Below are 16,576 nucleotides of genomic sequence, written 5' to 3'. Positions count from 1 at the left end.
GAAAGGAGATAAATTTATTATGGAATTCGTTCAACATTTACTCGATTATAAATTCTTAAGCAATGCCTTAATTATTTCAATCGTAGTTGGAATTGTATGTGGTACAGTTGGCTGTCTTATCGTCCTTAGAGGGCTTTCGTTAATGGGTGACGCGATGAGTCATGCTGTGTTACCTGGTGTAGCTCTATCTTTCTTATTCGGGATACCTATGTTTATCGGGGCACTCATTACAGGTATGATTGCCAGCATATTTATTGGCTTTATTACGAAAAATAGTAAAACCAAACCAGACGCTGCAATCGGTATCAGTTTTACAGCATTTTTAGCGATGGGTATTATTTTAATCAGTTTGATTAACAGTACCACTGACTTATACCACATATTATTTGGTAACTTGCTTGCTGTAACTCAATCAACATTTTGGTCAACAATTGTTGTTGGTGTGCTTGTTATGATATTAATCATACTATTTTACAGACCGTTAATGGTCTCAACATTTGACCCTGTATTTAGCCGAATGAGTGGTCTAAACACTACAATAACTCATTATTTTGTAATGCTGTTACTGTCTCTTGTAACTGTAGCCAGTATTCAAACTGTCGGTATTATTTTAGTTGTCGCGTTATTAATTACGCCAGCCTCAGCAGCATTCTTAATTGCCAAAAAATTACATACAATGATGATTATATCAAGTCTGTTTAGTACAATCAGTGCGATTGTTGGTCTCTACTTTAGCTATCTTTATAATTTACCAAGTGGCGCAACAATTGTATTATGCGCATTCTTGATTTACGTCGTTACTTTTATATTAAGTAAATTTCAAATTTTTAATAAGAGAGGACAAACTATATGAAAAAAATAATAGCAATTGCACTTGTTTTCATCCTTTTTTTAAGTGCATGTAGCAATGGGAGCAATGAAAAAAATGAGAAAAATGATTCAGCTTCAAACGATAAATTAAAAATTGTTACGACAAATTCAATATTATACGATATGGTCAAAAACACTGCCGGTGATAATGTTGAAATACATAGTATTGTACCAATTGGCCAAGACCCTCATGAATATGAAGTTAAGCCAAAAGACATCAAAGCATTAACTGATGCAGATATAATTTTTTATAACGGTTTAAACTTAGAAACAGGAAATGGTTGGTTTGAAAAAGCATTAAGTCAAGCCAATAAATCAACTAAAGATGATTCAGTAGTAAAACCTTCTGAAAATGTAAAACCACTGTATTTAGAAGGTGGCGAAGGTGACAAATCAAAACAAGATCCACATGCTTGGTTAAGTTTAGACAATGGTATTAAATATGTTGAAACAATCAAAGATACAATATTAAAACATGATAAAAAACATAATGACGAAATCAAAGCTCAAAGTGAAAAGTATCTTGGAGAACTGGAACAACTTAATGATGAAAGTCATGATAAATTCAATGATATTCCTAAAGAGCAACGCGCAATGATTACAAGTGAAGGTGCCTTCAAATATTTCTCTAAACAATATGACATTAAACCTGGCTATATTTGGGAAATTAACACTGAAAAGCAAGGTACACCTGAACAAATGAAACAAGCTGTTCAATTCGTAAAAGATAATAATTTGAAACATTTACTTGTTGAAACGAGCGTTGATAAGAAGAGTATGCAAAGTTTAAGTGAAGAAACGAAAAAAGACATCTTTGGCGAAGTATTTACTGATTCAATTGGTGAAAAAGGATCTAAAGGTGACTCTTATTACAATATGATGAAAGAAAATATCGAAACAGTACATGGTAGCATGGAATAAATCGATAGGCTATTTAACCTTTTATAGGTGAATAGCCCCATGTCGTTCGTTACCCTCCTTATAACGTACGGCATGGTGGTATTCAAGCCTTAAAATCATCTCCTTAGCTCCATCAATGGTAGATTCCTCCCCCATTGATGGAGCTTTTTTTTAGCGAAACTTCTTCCTAAAAGGAAGTTAGTTTCGCTTATGCATGCGCCATAGCGCAAGTATTCCTCTTAAAAATTCACTTTAGTGTTTAGGTGTTTTTATGCATGAGCTGTAGCTCAGGCGTTCCTTAATCTCCCTGTTAATATAGTGGCTCTTATGCATAAAGACTTACTTTCCAATTCATTGCGATTAGTAAGTCTTACGCATATGCTTTAGCATATGTGATCCACTACAACAGCTCAGGCGTTCCTTTAACCCTCTAAAAGGAAGTTAGTTTCGCTTATGTATTCCTTTTACAAATGTATTACTCAATCGTTTACCTCATTGACTTTATTCCAAATAATCTTTGAATGAGTAATATATTCACTAGAATTACAGGGTCTATTAATGATCTTCCATCATCAAAACTTTCACTATTTAATTTACATATATTATTACTGTTTAAAAATGGCATTAATTTGGGTCGACTCCTGCGAGAAAATCACTAGCCGAAGACTTCATGCTGAGGCTATTCCGCGGAATTTATGCACAAAAAAGTGCCAACAAAATCTTAGACTTTGTCGACACTCTAAAGTGACAGAATATATATTCTGTCACTTTTTTGCTATTTAAAATTTATTCATTAGTCCGTTAAACTATCTACAATAATCATTTCATCATAATTTATTGCTTCACGTATTTTCAAAGCAGTAACTTCACTTACCTCTTCGTCTTCGACAAGTTGATTTAACACACGGCGTTGCTCTTTAAGTGCCGTTAATTTAATTTTTGTTATTGAATTCTCGTTTTTTGCATTAAAGAAATTAGATGGTGTTAAGTTATCTATACGTATAAGATAACTATCACAAATCATTCCTACTTCTAACTTATTATCTTCAGTTGTTTCTTTACCTAAACGACTTACAACACGGTAATGTACTGTACGCACAACATTAGAGATTTCTCGCAAGTTGTCGATGATTGACAATGAAGTAGCTGCATTGGTTTTAACTTTACGTTTAATTCTTCGTTTTAAAATCAAAGCTCTAAATTCAACCTTTATACGTTGAAGTAAAGAAGCTTGCTTATAGACTTGCGTACGTTCAGAATAACGCATATAGTTTTCTAGAACGTTTGAAGTTATATCCCCATTTTCTACTAAACTATTTAACGTACTATTTTCAACAGCAAATGCAATATTTTGTAGTCTTTGAAGTTCTTTCGTATTTTCATCTTCATTTTCCACAGTTTTTAAAAATGCTAATTTCTCATGATAATCCTTGATTACATTACCATATTGAAAACTAGATTCTACAGATGACATTTGATTTAAACTATCAATGACTTTTTCTAATATTAAAACACGTGCCTGCTTGAAACTCATTCCTTTTTGTTTCGGCTTTTCAGCATTTGGTGTAACTAATGGTAAGATAAATTGCGCAACAATCAAACTAATAATTACCATTCCAGATGCTATAAAAAGTAAATCATCCCTAAAAACAAAAGAATGATGATCCGCTAACACATACGGTAAAGTTAAGGCGATTGCTAACGAAATTGTGCCATGAACGCCGCACACCGTCATAATAAACGCATACATGCCACGTTTTGGAGGTGCTTCTGTCGGTTTCTTATTATCTTCATTATAAGAAATCATCTTTTGGAATGGACTGACTGGTAAGTAAAAGTAAGGATATAGTATGAACACCCACAAAAATCTAAATAAATATATCGCAAGTGCAATTAAACAAGTAACGACAATTAAGAAGATTAAATTATGTGGTTCATTTTCTATAATTCTTCCTACTACTTCAGGTATTAAATATCCCAAAATAGAAAATACAAAACCATTTAATGCATAGCCTAATATATTCCAAGTATGGTTATAACTCATTTGCAATCTCGTACGTGCTTGTGCAATACGGTCACGTTCAAAACCATGTACTAAACCTGCAACTACAGCAGCGATGATTCCTGATGAATGAAACATTTCTGCCACTATATATGTCACAAACGGCGTAACAAGCTGTATAAATGTGAACATATTAATATTTTCAATACCACGTCTAGATAACGCCACTCTAAATCTTACTAAAGCTACCCCAATAAGAAGTCCAACAATAAAACCACCTATTGAAGAAATAAGAAATTGTTCAACAGCATGCGTCACTGAAAACGCACCTGTCACAAGTGCTGCTACAGCAATTTTAAAAGATATGATACCCGCAGCATCATTTAAAAGTGATTCACCCTCTAAAATTGTCATAGATCCTTTCGGTAGCACTTTTCCATTTGTAATAGCTTGAACTGCAACGGCATCTGTAGGACATAATATAGCAGCAAGCGCAAAAGCTGCAGCCATTGGTAATTCAGGCCAAATCCAATGAACAAAAAGCCCTACTACAATCACAGTAGTAATAACTAAACCTAATGCCATCATTAGCACCGGTTTAATATAGCGCCTTAAGTGGACACGCGAAACCTTAACCCCTTCTACAAAAAGTAATGGTGCAATTAATGCAACCATAAACAATTCTGAATCGAAATGAAGTTCAACGGGCACAGGTATCACATAAACCAACATACCGAGTATAATTTGAATGAAGGCTAAAGGCACTTTCGGTATAAAAATGTGCACAAGTGAGCTAACGATAACCAGTGCTAAAAAAATGAGTATCGTCTCAAATATTTGCAAGGTTTCACCTCTTTTCAACTTAATTATTTTCATAATTGTTGAGGTTGAAACAATAAATAATATCGTTTTTTAAATGAACATACTGTGTCTCAAACTCTTACACACTAATAACAAATAGTATAATCCCTATCACCTATTTGATTAATATTTTTTAAATTAACACAATTACAAATATATATTATTTTATCATTTTTTTACCCTTTGCTTAAACGTATTACACTTGAAAAGTTAAATTTTCTTTTTTATCTTCTAATATACAGTCTAATAAGCGATTAAATAGTGTTACATAATTTAATATTAAAATGACACTAAAATGCATATACAAAATGAGTATGATACATACGTACTCTAGATAATTAAAAAAATGATGAAAGCAGCTTATACCGATTATAAAAACAAAACACCAATCCATTAGAAAATAATAGATTGGTGTTTCAAAGTTGAGAATGAGCTATTTATGTCTCACCCTTATCATTTTAAGCATTTATATATTTTAGTAATCCTGGTCTTTTTCATACGCATTACGTCTACGTTCTTCACGATTTTCTGCACGTTTTTTCAACATATCAAATGTATTATTTTCTTTAGAACTCAACAATATATTTGTTTGTCTTGGCGCATCACTTTTACGATACATGTAAGCCCCTGTGCGATAGGCGGCACGTGATATTAAGTGACCTCCGACTGGTGACGTTAAATTAATAAACACCAATGCCAAAATAAGTCGCACGCTTAAATAACCTTGTGAAGAAATAAAATAAATAATAACGCCTACAAGCGTCAGTAATACTGAAAGTGTAGAACTTTTAGTCGATGCATGACTTCGTAAAAATACATCTTGAAATTTAATTAAACCTATTGCACTTATTAATGCGATAATACTTCCTAAAAACATCATAAATGCTGCTATTAAATTAACGATTTCGCTTGTTATTTGCATTGAAGACGTGCCCCCCTTCTATAAATCTAGAAATGGAAACGGTACTTACAAATGAAATGATAGCGATCAGTAGAATTGAATCAAGGAATGAGAATGTACCAAAGACGATGCTGAGCATACCTACCATAGACATAAGTATCGCACTTGCGGTATCAAAAGCAACTACCCTATCAGCAGTCGTTGGTCCTTTAATCAATCTAAATAAAGTTAATAATAATGCAATTCCAAACAAAATCAGTGCACTTGTAATGAAAAAATCAATAAGGGATTCTATCATTCTGCCACCTCCAATATGAGTCCTTCATATTGTCTAATACTTTTCAGCAATTTTTGCTTTTCTTTATCTGAGACATCAATTGCATGTATAAAGAACTTTTGTTTTTCTTTTGAAATTCTTATTACTGTTGAACCAGGCGTTATAATAATTAAAATTGTTAAAAAGCTAACTTCCCAATCACTACTTAATGTTGTTTCATAAGTTACTAAACCGGGGTTTAAATCCTTAGTTTTGAATAAAATGTAATTAATTGTAGTCATGCTAGATGTGACTAACTGGTATAAATAAACAGCTAAAAATTTAATTGTTACCCAAACTTTTTTCAGATAAAATTGCTGTCCGAAAAAGCGATGTAAAATATAGATAACTAATAAGCCTATAAGATAACCTGCGGAGAATGTTGATGCTTTAAAAGATTCTTCATCTTGAAAAAGCACCCATAAAAAAGCAATGACAATGTTAAGCAAGACTTGTTGCATTATTTATCCTCCTTCACTAAATGAGGGTTAACCATTTCTTCATATAGTCCATCATCCATATTTAAATGTGTCGCATTATCTGTCACTTTGAAAATCAATGGCGCCGCAAGTCCCATAGCTAGTATCACTGCTGTTAATATGCCAATGAGACCTTTACGATACGTAGGTATTTTTTTTAATGCTGTTTCTTCAGCTTTCTTCTCATTACCCAAATACATCGTGAAGAAGATTCTGAACAAGCTAAACATTGCAATTAAACTGGTAATTATCATTAAAGCTAAGCCAATATAATTACCGTTTTCTATAGCACCTTTAAAAATGAATACTTTACCAGGGAAACCACTAAATGGCGGCACGCCTCCGATTGCTAAGATCATAACTACAAAAGCTACGCCAAAGAATGGTTCTTGTTTGGCTAGACCATTTAGATTTCGATATTGTCTATATCCAGTAATATAGACTAAGCTACCAATAATAAAGAATAGCAATGTCTTAACGACAATGTCATTAGCTAAATAGAAAATAGCGCCATTAACACCAGCGTAGGTATTTGATCCTAATCCTAATATGATAAATCCAATTGAAAGTATAACTTGATATGCTGCAATCTTTTTAATATCACGATAAGCGAGTACGCCAAATGCTCCAATCAGCATTGTAATACAAGCTAAAAATACCAGTAATGGATGCGTGATGCCTTCATGACCATCAAAAATCAATGTAAAGAAGCGGATTAATGCATAAGCCCCTACTTTAGTCATTAATGCTGCAAACAGTGCTGCAAGTTCTGTATTTAAAACTGCATAGGCTTTAGGTAGCCACATAAAGAGCACTAATGCAGCTTTAGCACCAAACGCAATTAAAAAGACCATAGACACAATTGTTATAGCACTTTTGTCATTCATCTCATTCAATCGCTGTGCTACAAGGGCAAAGTTTAACGTACCTGTCAGTTTATAAAGCAAACCAATACCTAGAAGTAACAACCATGAACCAAGTATATTAAGTACCACATAAATAATTGCTGCACGTAATTGCTCGATGGACTGTCCTAATGTGATAAGTACGAAAGATGCCAATAACATAACTTCAAACATGACATATATATTGAATAAGTCAGCTGTTAAGAATGAACCTATAACACCTACAGTTAAGAATAAGATGAAACTTGGTAGATAATAGCGTATTGCTCTTTTCTCTGTTCTACCAAAACCATAAGCCATAATTAACGTAACAACAAAACTGGATGTAGTAACCATCAATAAACTTAATGAATCACCAACAAATTGAATACCAAAAGGTGCTTCCCATCCTCCAAAATCTAAGGCAATAGGTTTGTTATACATTACATGAATTAATAAGAACAATGAAATAACTGTTGTAACAGCCATCGTTCCAATTGAAAACATTCGAGACAATCTACTGTTTGTACGGATGAAGACAAGGACTAATGCACAAACTGCTGGAAGAAGTAACGGTAGGATTAATAAATTACTCATTAGCATCGTCGTCATCACCTCTCAATACATCGATTTCATCTTCTTTTGTTACACGATACGTTCTATATACAAGTACTAATAGAAAAGCTGTCATTGCAAAGCCAATTACAATCGCCGTTAAAACAATTGCCTGTAATAAAGGATCAACAAAGTTTTTACTACCTTCTCCAATCAAGGGTTCAACCATATTCTTGCCATATTGACCCATACTCATAATAATTAAATTGCCTGCATGCGTGTATATAGAAATACCTATAACGATTCTTATTAAATTAACTGATAATATCATATACGTTCCGATAAATATTAAGAAGCCAATAACCATTAATAATATAAGATTCATGAACGACCACCACTTATAGATAACATAACCGTTACGACGACACCTACAACAGATAATACAATACCTGCTTCAAATAACGTTACGGTCGTTAAATGTACTTCACCTAATAAAGGTAATTGTACATATGCATCAGTTTGGTAAAGGAACGGTTTACCAAAAAACATAGGTACAACTGCAGTAGCAAATGAAACTAATGAACCTATAATCATTAATATTCTAAAATCTAAAGGCAAAGCGACTAACACTTGTTTAACATCGAAGGCCAAGAACATTAAAATAAATGCTGAGCTAAATACAAGACCACCAATAAAGCCGCCACCTGGATTATTATGACCTGCCAAAAACAGATAAAATCCAAAAGTTAACAATATAAAAACGACAATCTTGGTTACCGTTCGTAATACAACATCATTCTCTTTCATCTTGACCCCTCCGTTCTTTAAAGTTAAGTAATGTATAAATTCCTAAACCAGCAATGATGAGCACCATACCTTCAAATAAAGTATCTAGTGCACGGAAGTCACCAAGAATGGAATTTACAATATTCTTTCCGCCTGCTAATTCGTATGCATCATGGTAAAACGTCGAAATTGTAGGCATCGAGTCACTTTGCTGTGCAATAAACACGAGCATGACTACAATCACTGCCATCAAGAGCGATACAATAATTTTGACCGCTTCACGTTTTTTGTGAACTTTTGTACGCGGTACGTTAGGTAGTCTTGAAAAACTAACAATAAATAATATTGTTGTAATTGTTTCTACAACTAATTGAGTTAATGCTAAATCTGGCGCTTTCATTAATATAAAGAATATCGTTACACAATAACCGATAATTCCGTTTAAAATAACCATTGTTAAACGTTGACGTATAAATGTTAACGCAATACCTAGTACAAATACGACAATTAATGTAATTACTTCTAACGGGCCAAATTCACTCACATGAATTTGTTGCACTTTTGGAAATCCTGCTTGAATAACTCCATATACCACAACCATTATAAAAATAAGTAAAGTTAATGTGATGTAATGATTTAAACGGTTATTCATTAAGCTACGAATTCCATATCCTGAATAGTGTTCAAATTGTTTATATGATCCTAAGTATAAATCTGTAATTGATTTCACTTTTATCTTATCAGCATATTTTTTCCAATCAATTTTAAATGCTGCTGTGAAACCTACAATCATTACAATAAAACTTAAAATCAACGGTAAATTAAATCCGTGCCACTGCGATACATGTGGCACTATTTTATCTACATTTTCTCCAATTGTGATACTTCGTAACGCTGGTAAAATTATATAATGTCCAAATATATTTGGAACAAAGAATATGACCGGTAACAAAATCATCATAATTGCAGAAGGTAGTGTGAACATAAATGGTTCGTGTGGATTTTTTATTGGTAAATCTGCTTTCTGATAATCTCCCCAGAAAACTTCCTTAATCATGTAAACTGCATAAATCAAAGTGAATATACTAGCTACAACACCTATCACTGCAATAATTATCGTAAGGAATATATTGAATTGGGGTAATTGGTGCGCGCTCACAAGTCCGTCAAAGAACATTTCCTTACTCAAGAAGCCATTTAAAAATGGAATACCTGCCATCGATAAGGCAGAAAGTAACATTATGATATGTGTAATAGGAAACACTTTTCTTAAACCTGATAAACGACGAATATCTCTTGTACCTGTTTCATGATCAATAATACCTACACCCATAAACAGTGCACCTTTAAATAAAGCATGATTCATTAAATGGAATAAAGCTGCGAACAGTATTAAACCATAAATTTTAGAAAGTTCACCTGTCGGATGTTGCGCAAATCCTCCACCAAGTCCTACCATTGATACAATCATACCTAGTTGACTAATAGTAGAATAAGCTAATATTGCTTTCATATCGACTTGGCGTGTCGCATTGACTGCACCAAAAATCATTGTGATTAGACCAACGAACGTAACACAATAAATATAGAAATCACTTAAACCTAATACAGGTGTGAATCTAAAGAGCAAGAATATACCTGCCTTAACCATTGTTGCCGAATGTAGATAGGCACTTACCGGTGTTGGCGCAGCCATCGCTTTCGGTAACCAGATGTGAAATGGAAATTGAGCTGACTTTGTAAATGCCCCTATTAAGATGAGAATAATAATAGGTATAAACAAGTCACTTTGGGCAATTTTATCACTCTGTGCAATAATTGAAGTTATTGAATTTGTGCCAGTTACAGTATAAATCATAATGAAGCCTGCTAGTAATGCCAAACCACCAAAAACTGTAATCATAAATGATTGTATGGCCCCAAATTGACTATCACCTTTATTGTACCAATAGGCGATAAGCAAGAACGAGGATACACTTGTTAACTCCCAAAACACATACATCAGAATCGTATTGTTAGCAGTAACGATACCTAGCATACTGAGCATAAATAGTAATAAATATACATAAAAACGTGGTAAATTATCATGTTCTTTAGATAGATATTGAGTTGCATAGTAAAATACGGCTAATCCAATGAGTGAAATTAATAAACTGAAGAATAAACTCAATCCATCTAATCTAAAATCAATATTGATATCTAAGAGTGTCAGCCATGGAATCTTAACCGTTACAAAATGTCCCGCCATCACTCGAGGTAATTGCCATAAAAAGTAAATCGAAGAAATAATCGGTGCAATTAAAGCAATTTGACCTGCAAATCGCTGCAATTTAGGACTGGTTAGCGTGAACAATACCGCTACCATGATTATAATCAACGCACCCAGTAAATATATTAAACTCATCATATCCCTCCCTTAATTATATTTTATAAGTTTAAAGCTATTGTTGTTTTAGTTGTCTTCGCAGAAATACCTATGAATTTCATCGTTTCAAAAGTTGTTTGATGACCTAAATATTTTTGAATAATAGAAATAGAAATACCAGATTGATAAGCATGATAAGCAAATGTCTTTCTCAACGTCGTCAAACCAATATGTAACATGCCTAACTCTTCAGCAGCAGCATGGATAATACGATATGCTTGTTGTCTTGACAAACCTTTTAAAGTTCTATTTGAGCGAAACAATAGCTCATCATTTTTAAGATCTTCTTCTGTAATAAAGATCATTAACTCATTCCTCAATGTGTCGGGTAATCTAATATGAATATTGGGAGCATGACCCTCTAGCCAATATTGTTTAATATCATCGTGTTCGTCTTTTACATCTACCACACTAAGATTTAGTAATTCAGAAAGTTTAACACCAGTATGTATTGCAAATTTGAATAATAAATAGTCTCGTTTCGACTTATTACTTAAGACTTCATACATAGACTTTATCTCTTTTATATCCCTTATAGGGTCCACTTGATTCATATATTCACCTCTTAACAAATTGAATGTTTCTTATTTAATGATATATGATATTTATGTCACATGGAAGTATTTAAACCGAATTTCTCAAAAAATTTTTGACCATTTTAACATGTTTATTCGATATATAGAGTGAAAGGAGGTTAAGCAAATGAATCAAATTAAACAGCTTGCAGTCACATTATCCCGTGTTTTGTACGATCAAGATGGAAAAGCTTTAAAGTTCAAGCGTCATTTCGCAAATTTAAATACAGAATCAACACCCGAACAAATAAAAAGCTTCAAATCTATTATTGAACAAATTACTGGAGAGCACTTTGACACTATAGAAGTTATTAAAACTGAAATAATTAATTAAGGAGGAGAATGACATGATGTCCCAAACATTAGAACTTATTTTCAATGATGCTGTGAATAAAACTATCAAATTGCAACTACCTAAGATTGAACATCCAGTAAATGAAAGTACAGTTAAAGATGGCATGAATAAATTAATCACGCTTGATATTTTGAGACCCAAAACAGGCATCCCCACAAAAGTATTTGGTGCCCAATTAATAGATAAGACAACCAACGTTCTATTTGAAAATTAGTTAATTCTCAATATAAAGCTATTGAGTTAAATGATTAACTAAAAAAGGCTTGAAACAATTGTTTCAGGCCTTCCTTTTATGCAGAAAATTGACTGTTTATACAGCACATTAGTTAACCACAATATTATTCAATTATACCATTAATTTCTAAAGGGTCTCAATCTAACCTTATCACCAAAAAATATCTTTTTCTTACCTAACTTCTTGCATATTGCATATTTATCATACACTTCAACAATTTGAGCTAAATTTTTATAAGATCTTCTTGGATTCAACACTTCTATAAATTGATTTTTCTTAATGCCATCATTACTTCCTGCTCCAACAAAAAAAGTTTCCTCATCTGTTAGTCGAATTATGGAAAGCTGTTTCAATATAATTAGTCACTCACTTCTTCAAAAGCTTTTATTATTATAAAGTTATTATTACTTCATAGTTGTTAATCTTATTTCCCAAAAACCATTAACATACGTATTCTATTATATTTTCTGTGTTGTGTACATCATAATAAACTAAAAAGCTAATATTCTTTTAAATAATTTAAACATAGGAAAAACATAACCTTTCCTATATAATGTAATTATCCTAATAGAAAGCGTGATTTAATGTTCCTTTTATATATTATTGGGATTATCGCAGGTATGGTTGTACCATTCCAAACTTCAATCAACTCTAGACTAAGTCTTTATACAAAGTCTTCATTCTATGCGTCAACAATCTCATTTGCTACAGGTACAATCTTTTTAATTTTAATCAATCTTATAACGAATCCTCATGTCTTTACTGCACAATTTTACAGTAACCAATCTTTTAGTTACATATGGTTTGTCGGTGGTATGCTTGGTGTCATTTTCCTAACTGGAAACTTACTCCTTTTACCTCGTTTAGGTGCATCCCTTACTGTAGTGCTTACTGTAGCTGGTCAAATCATTATGGGTGTAACAATCGACACATTTGGCTGGTTTGGAGCTGATAAAGAAGCCTTTACAGTATTTAAAGTACTGGGTATTATCTTTTTAATTTTCGGTATCATTCTAATGAATTATGTTCGTAGAAACCCAAAAGATAAAAATCAAAATAATTCAATTTATATTTGGTTAATCATTGGATTTATATTTGGTTTCTGTCCACCTATTCAAACTGCTATTAATAGCGCATTGGGTCAACAAATAAATTCCTCTGTAATGGCTTCACTGATTTCATTCACAGTAGGTACAATCGTATTATTTATTTTGACTTTAATTTTCAATAGAAGTCTTAAACTTACTACTTTCACACCTAAAGAAGGACGTCTTAAGCCTATTTACTTTATCGGTGGTATCTTAGGTGTGATATTTGTGACCACGAATATTATTTTAATGCCTCACCTTGGCGCTGCATTGACTACAATTATTGTTATGCTAGGTCAAATGTTAATGGGTATTATCATAGATCATTTCGGTTTGCTGGGTACATATAAAAATAAAATCACTAAGAGAAAAGTTTTCGGTATTATTGCCATAATGATTGGTATCATTTTATTGAGATTATTTTAAAAAATTGTTCTCTCGAGTCATTTACTTTTAACATTTAGTAAATGACTTCTTTTTTTATAACAAAACCCCTGCTTTTCGCTGTATAATCAAATCATCAATACATCAAGAGGTGACATCATTGAAGAAAATCCTTGTTTTATTTACTCTGTTGATAATACTTTGTAGTATCGGCGCCCTAAGTTTTTACTATTTCAAAATTAAAATAGCCACAAGTAAACCAGAACATCCTATTGATACTTTGAAAATAACCTATAATAAACCCTATACCTTTATAGGAAAGCAAGAACCTGCGCAACGATTTCCAGTTCATTATGAACCCCATAAAGGTTATATTAACGATTGGTTCGTTAAGTCACATGACAAAATAGAAAAAAACCAACCTCTATTTGAATATTACAATCCACGTATTGAGCAACAAATTAATAGTAAGCAAAAACACCTTGCACAGTTAAAGCAAAACAATAAATCTTCCACTCCCCTGATACAATCAGAAGTATTACGCCTACAAAATCAAATCTCACAACTCCAAGAACGACTTCGTATCAAAGTTTATGCTCCAGCGACTGGCATCGTCCATATTAATAAATCATGGCCTAATCAAACTAAATCTCCTGTAATGCAAATTTATGATCCTACTACAATAATCAAAGCTGAAATTGATGAATTCCTTATTGATAAGCTTCATTTAAAAGACAAAGTTTCTATTAAAGACAATAATCAACAAACATTTGACGGTGAAGTGAATTATATTTCTAATTTCCCAATAGATATAGACCCATCAACTAAAAATTCTAAATATTTAATTGAGATAAATTCAAATTCTACCGCTGTTTTAGGTAAGCACTTCAAAGTAGAAATACCTAATCACATCATTGAAATTCCCAAAACAGCAATACATGATAAGCAATTTGTTTTCATACAAAGAAATAAAAAATTTATAAAACGGGTTATTAAAACACAAAATTCGGGTAATAACAAAGATGTACTAATTCTTGAAGGTTTAAATCAAGGTGATGTCATAGCTAGAAATGCTGATACAGTGCTGTCCAAAAATTAGACGTACACGTTATAAAAAGTTATCATTTTAAAATCCATTGAGTTTATTTAGCCTTTTTATCATATGAAGGTAAATTGAAAAATAGAAAAATAAATTTTGATTAGCGTATTGGTATTTAAAGAATTGAATTAATAATAGAAATCATTAACGTAACGCTTAAACATGTTTTTGTTTACTTTCTATTTTTATTTAGTTATAATAAACTAAATAATAGTGGTTTTAATATATTTCACTTAAATATAATCGAGCCACAAATTATGACAAACACTTTGTATTTAACTTTGAATTAAGACAAATAATCATACAAAAAAATTATTAATATGTATATTTGATTGGGCATTTAGAATAGGGAGGAATTAGGATGGCTATCACCAAAATCAATGATTGCTTTGAATTATTAGCTATGGTCACATACGCTGACAAACTAAAAGGTATTATCAAAAAAGAATTTTCAGTAAGTTTCGAGGAGTTCGCTGTATTAACATACATTAGCGAGCATGAAAGTGAAGAATATTATTTAAAAGATATCATTAATCACTTGAATTACAAACAACCACAAGTTGTTAAAGCCGTTAAAAACTTATCTCAAGAAGACTATTTTGATAAGAAACGTAACGAACAAGATGAAAGAACTGTATTAATCTTAGTTAACACTAAGCAACGTAAAAAAATTAATGAATTATTAACTCGCGTTAATAATCGTATTAAAGAAGCTAACGACGAAAAAGAAGTTTAAGTTACTTTAAACTTCTACAATCAAGCAAGTTTCTATAGTATATTCAACTTATTTTTTAAAGGGATTTTCCAATATATTGGAAAATCCCTTTTTATATGTACTTGCCTTTTGCATGTTACCGACACATCTTCAAAATCTTCATTCCTTACAAATAATAAAAATACCGTTGATAAAGTCCTGAGACATATATCAACAGTATTTCATAAAGAAATAAAAGCATTGCAGTATCTATGCTATATAAAATAACAACGCGTATTTTAAAAAGACTTTGCAAGAAGCATTTATACTAAATCATTCTTTTGATATTTCAAAGTGCTAATAAAATCTAAATACACTTCCACAAAATGCTCGGGTTCTTCAATATGCGGCGCATGACCGGATTGGTTAAATTCTAAAATAGTTAAAGTTTGAAACGCATGATCGTATCTATTCGTTGATTCCCCCATAAATAAAGGATCATATTTCCCATTAACTAGCAAAGTTGGTACATTAACATGTTTAATCTCAATATCTTTATTAAAAACTGGAAATCCCATTAAAGCTCTTGTCGCAACAGCACTATCTTCGGCTGATTGTCTACTATAAATGAGCTGGTTTTGAAACCATTTTTTCGCTTTTTCCTGGTCTTTATACATATACGGTAATAGTAGAATAAGTGCTTCAGATTTATCAAAGCCTTCTATTTCGTCTTGATGTTCTATCATTAGTTTATTTAACCCGTGTACACTATCTATCAGATTAGATGCAATTAAAGTTAATGATGCCACCATTGATTCATATTTATTAGTAAAATTTTTAGCTATTAAGCCACCCATATCATGTCCAATTAAATGTGCTACTTCAACATCTAATTTTTTCATTAATATTTTTAAATCTTCAACATGATCTTCTAAATTAAAGGAGTTCGGCTTGGAAGATTTACCATGCCCTCTCACATCATAAACAATAACATCAAATTTATTTTTCAATGCATCTTTCAAGTTATATAAAGAAGCCATATTGCTATCTAGTCCATGTACTAATATAACAGGAAAACCTTGACCCTCACGGATATATGCTATCTCGTTATTACAACTTGTTTCGATTTTTATCATTATGGGCCACCTCCCTTTACAGAAGTAATAT

General features: G+C 32.1%; 18 protein-coding genes. 7 read left to right on the top strand and 11 right to left on the bottom strand.

Features of this window, described 5'->3' with window-relative positions:
* Positions 1-16: 16 nt before the first annotated feature.
* Positions 17-853, top strand: coding sequence for a metal ABC transporter permease (locus tag AST02_RS01440; protein ID WP_141714373.1), 837 nt, complete (start codon positions 17-19; stop codon positions 851-853).
* Positions 850-1,791 (top strand): manganese ABC transporter substrate-binding lipoprotein MntC, encoded by a 942-nt coding sequence (mntC, locus tag AST02_RS01435; protein ID WP_069815175.1) that lies wholly within the window; start codon positions 850-852, stop codon positions 1,789-1,791. The genes AST02_RS01440 and mntC overlap by 4 nt, the downstream gene beginning before the upstream one ends.
* A gap of 772 nt (positions 1,792-2,563) precedes the next feature.
* Here mntC and AST02_RS01430 read toward each other — a convergent pair.
* From AST02_RS01430 to AST02_RS01390, 9 genes are all read right to left on the bottom strand, one after another.
* Positions 2,564-4,615 carry a cation:proton antiporter gene (locus AST02_RS01430; RefSeq protein ID WP_069815173.1) on the bottom strand — a complete coding sequence of 684 codons (2,052 nt, stop codon included), beginning with the start codon at positions 4,613-4,615 and terminating at the stop codon, positions 2,564-2,566.
* A 493-nt stretch (positions 4,616-5,108) separates the two neighbouring features.
* Positions 5,109-5,555, bottom strand: a complete 447-nt coding sequence (locus AST02_RS01425) for a Na+/H+ antiporter subunit G (protein ID WP_069815171.1) — start codon at positions 5,553-5,555, stop codon at positions 5,109-5,111.
* Positions 5,530-5,832 carry a Na+/H+ antiporter Mnh2 subunit F gene (gene mnhF2, locus AST02_RS01420; RefSeq protein ID WP_021339612.1) on the bottom strand — a complete coding sequence of 101 codons (303 nt, stop codon included), beginning with the start codon at positions 5,830-5,832 and terminating at the stop codon, positions 5,530-5,532. Before mnhF2 ends, AST02_RS01425 begins: the two co-directional genes overlap by 26 nt.
* Positions 5,829-6,311: a Na+/H+ antiporter Mnh2 subunit E gene (mnhE2, locus tag AST02_RS01415; protein WP_069815169.1), complete on the bottom strand. Its 483-nt coding sequence runs from the start codon at positions 6,309-6,311 to the stop codon at positions 5,829-5,831. The genes mnhF2 and mnhE2 overlap by 4 nt, the downstream gene beginning before the upstream one ends.
* On the bottom strand, positions 6,311-7,816 hold the full coding sequence (mnhD2, locus tag AST02_RS01410; protein ID WP_069815167.1) for a Na+/H+ antiporter Mnh2 subunit D: 1,506 nt from the start codon (positions 7,814-7,816) through the stop codon (positions 6,311-6,313). The genes mnhE2 and mnhD2 overlap by 1 nt, the downstream gene beginning before the upstream one ends.
* Positions 7,803-8,153 carry a Na+/H+ antiporter Mnh2 subunit C gene (mnhC2, locus tag AST02_RS01405; RefSeq protein WP_002508404.1) on the bottom strand — a complete coding sequence of 117 codons (351 nt, stop codon included), beginning with the start codon at positions 8,151-8,153 and terminating at the stop codon, positions 7,803-7,805. Before mnhC2 ends, mnhD2 begins: the two co-directional genes overlap by 14 nt.
* Positions 8,150-8,575 (bottom strand): Na+/H+ antiporter Mnh2 subunit B, encoded by a 426-nt coding sequence (gene mnhB2 / locus AST02_RS01400; protein ID WP_002508405.1) that lies wholly within the window; start codon positions 8,573-8,575, stop codon positions 8,150-8,152. Before mnhB2 ends, mnhC2 begins: the two co-directional genes overlap by 4 nt.
* On the bottom strand, positions 8,562-10,958 hold the full coding sequence (locus AST02_RS01395) for a DUF4040 family protein (protein ID WP_069815165.1): 2,397 nt from the start codon (positions 10,956-10,958) through the stop codon (positions 8,562-8,564). The genes mnhB2 and AST02_RS01395 overlap by 14 nt, the downstream gene beginning before the upstream one ends.
* Positions 10,959-10,981: 23 nt before the next feature.
* The gene (locus AST02_RS01390; protein WP_069815163.1) at positions 10,982-11,533 is read right to left on the bottom strand and encodes a tyrosine-type recombinase/integrase; all 552 of its coding nucleotides are present in this window, start codon (positions 11,531-11,533) and stop codon (positions 10,982-10,984) included.
* Between the two features lie 148 nt (positions 11,534-11,681).
* On the opposite strand from AST02_RS01390, the gene sroA reads away from it, so the two are divergent.
* Both sroA and AST02_RS01380 read left to right on the top strand, forming a co-directional pair.
* The gene (sroA, locus tag AST02_RS01385) at positions 11,682-11,888 is read left to right on the top strand and encodes a sigS mRNA-stabilizing protein SroA (protein WP_069815161.1); all 207 of its coding nucleotides are present in this window, start codon (positions 11,682-11,684) and stop codon (positions 11,886-11,888) included.
* A gap of 16 nt (positions 11,889-11,904) precedes the next feature.
* Positions 11,905-12,123, top strand: coding sequence for a DUF2922 domain-containing protein (locus AST02_RS01380; protein WP_069815340.1), 219 nt, complete (start codon positions 11,905-11,907; stop codon positions 12,121-12,123).
* Positions 12,124-12,263: 140 nt separating this feature from the next.
* Here AST02_RS01380 and AST02_RS01375 read toward each other — a convergent pair whose 3' ends face one another.
* Positions 12,264-12,497 (bottom strand): hypothetical protein, encoded by a 234-nt coding sequence (locus tag AST02_RS01375; protein ID WP_069815159.1) that lies wholly within the window; start codon positions 12,495-12,497, stop codon positions 12,264-12,266.
* Between the two features lie 231 nt (positions 12,498-12,728).
* On the opposite strand from AST02_RS01375, the gene AST02_RS01370 reads away from it, so the two are divergent.
* The 3 genes from AST02_RS01370 (at position 12,729) to sarA (ending at position 15,451) form a co-directional block, all read left to right on the top strand.
* A complete protein-coding gene (locus AST02_RS01370) occupies positions 12,729-13,658 on the top strand; it encodes a DMT family transporter (protein WP_069815157.1) in 930 nt (309 codons plus the stop codon).
* A 118-nt stretch (positions 13,659-13,776) separates the two neighbouring features.
* Positions 13,777-14,715: an efflux RND transporter periplasmic adaptor subunit gene (locus AST02_RS01365; RefSeq protein ID WP_069815155.1), complete on the top strand. Its 939-nt coding sequence runs from the start codon at positions 13,777-13,779 to the stop codon at positions 14,713-14,715.
* Positions 14,716-15,076: 361 nt separating this feature from the next.
* Entirely contained in the window at positions 15,077-15,451 is a 375-nt protein-coding gene (gene sarA / locus AST02_RS01360) for a global transcriptional regulator SarA (protein WP_057512962.1), read from the top strand.
* 281 nt (positions 15,452-15,732) lie between these two features.
* Here the strand turns inward: sarA and AST02_RS01355 are convergent, their stop codons facing one another.
* Positions 15,733-16,545 (bottom strand): alpha/beta fold hydrolase, encoded by an 813-nt coding sequence (locus AST02_RS01355; protein ID WP_069815153.1) that lies wholly within the window; start codon positions 16,543-16,545, stop codon positions 15,733-15,735.
* Between the last annotated feature and the right edge of the window lie 31 nt (positions 16,546-16,576).

The sequence above is a fragment of the Staphylococcus equorum genome, from assembly GCF_001747895.1.
Classification (GTDB): Bacteria; Bacillota; Bacilli; order Staphylococcales; family Staphylococcaceae; genus Staphylococcus; species Staphylococcus equorum_A.
Note: the sequence above shows the minus strand (reverse complement) of the source record. Positions and strands in the feature narration are given on the sequence as shown.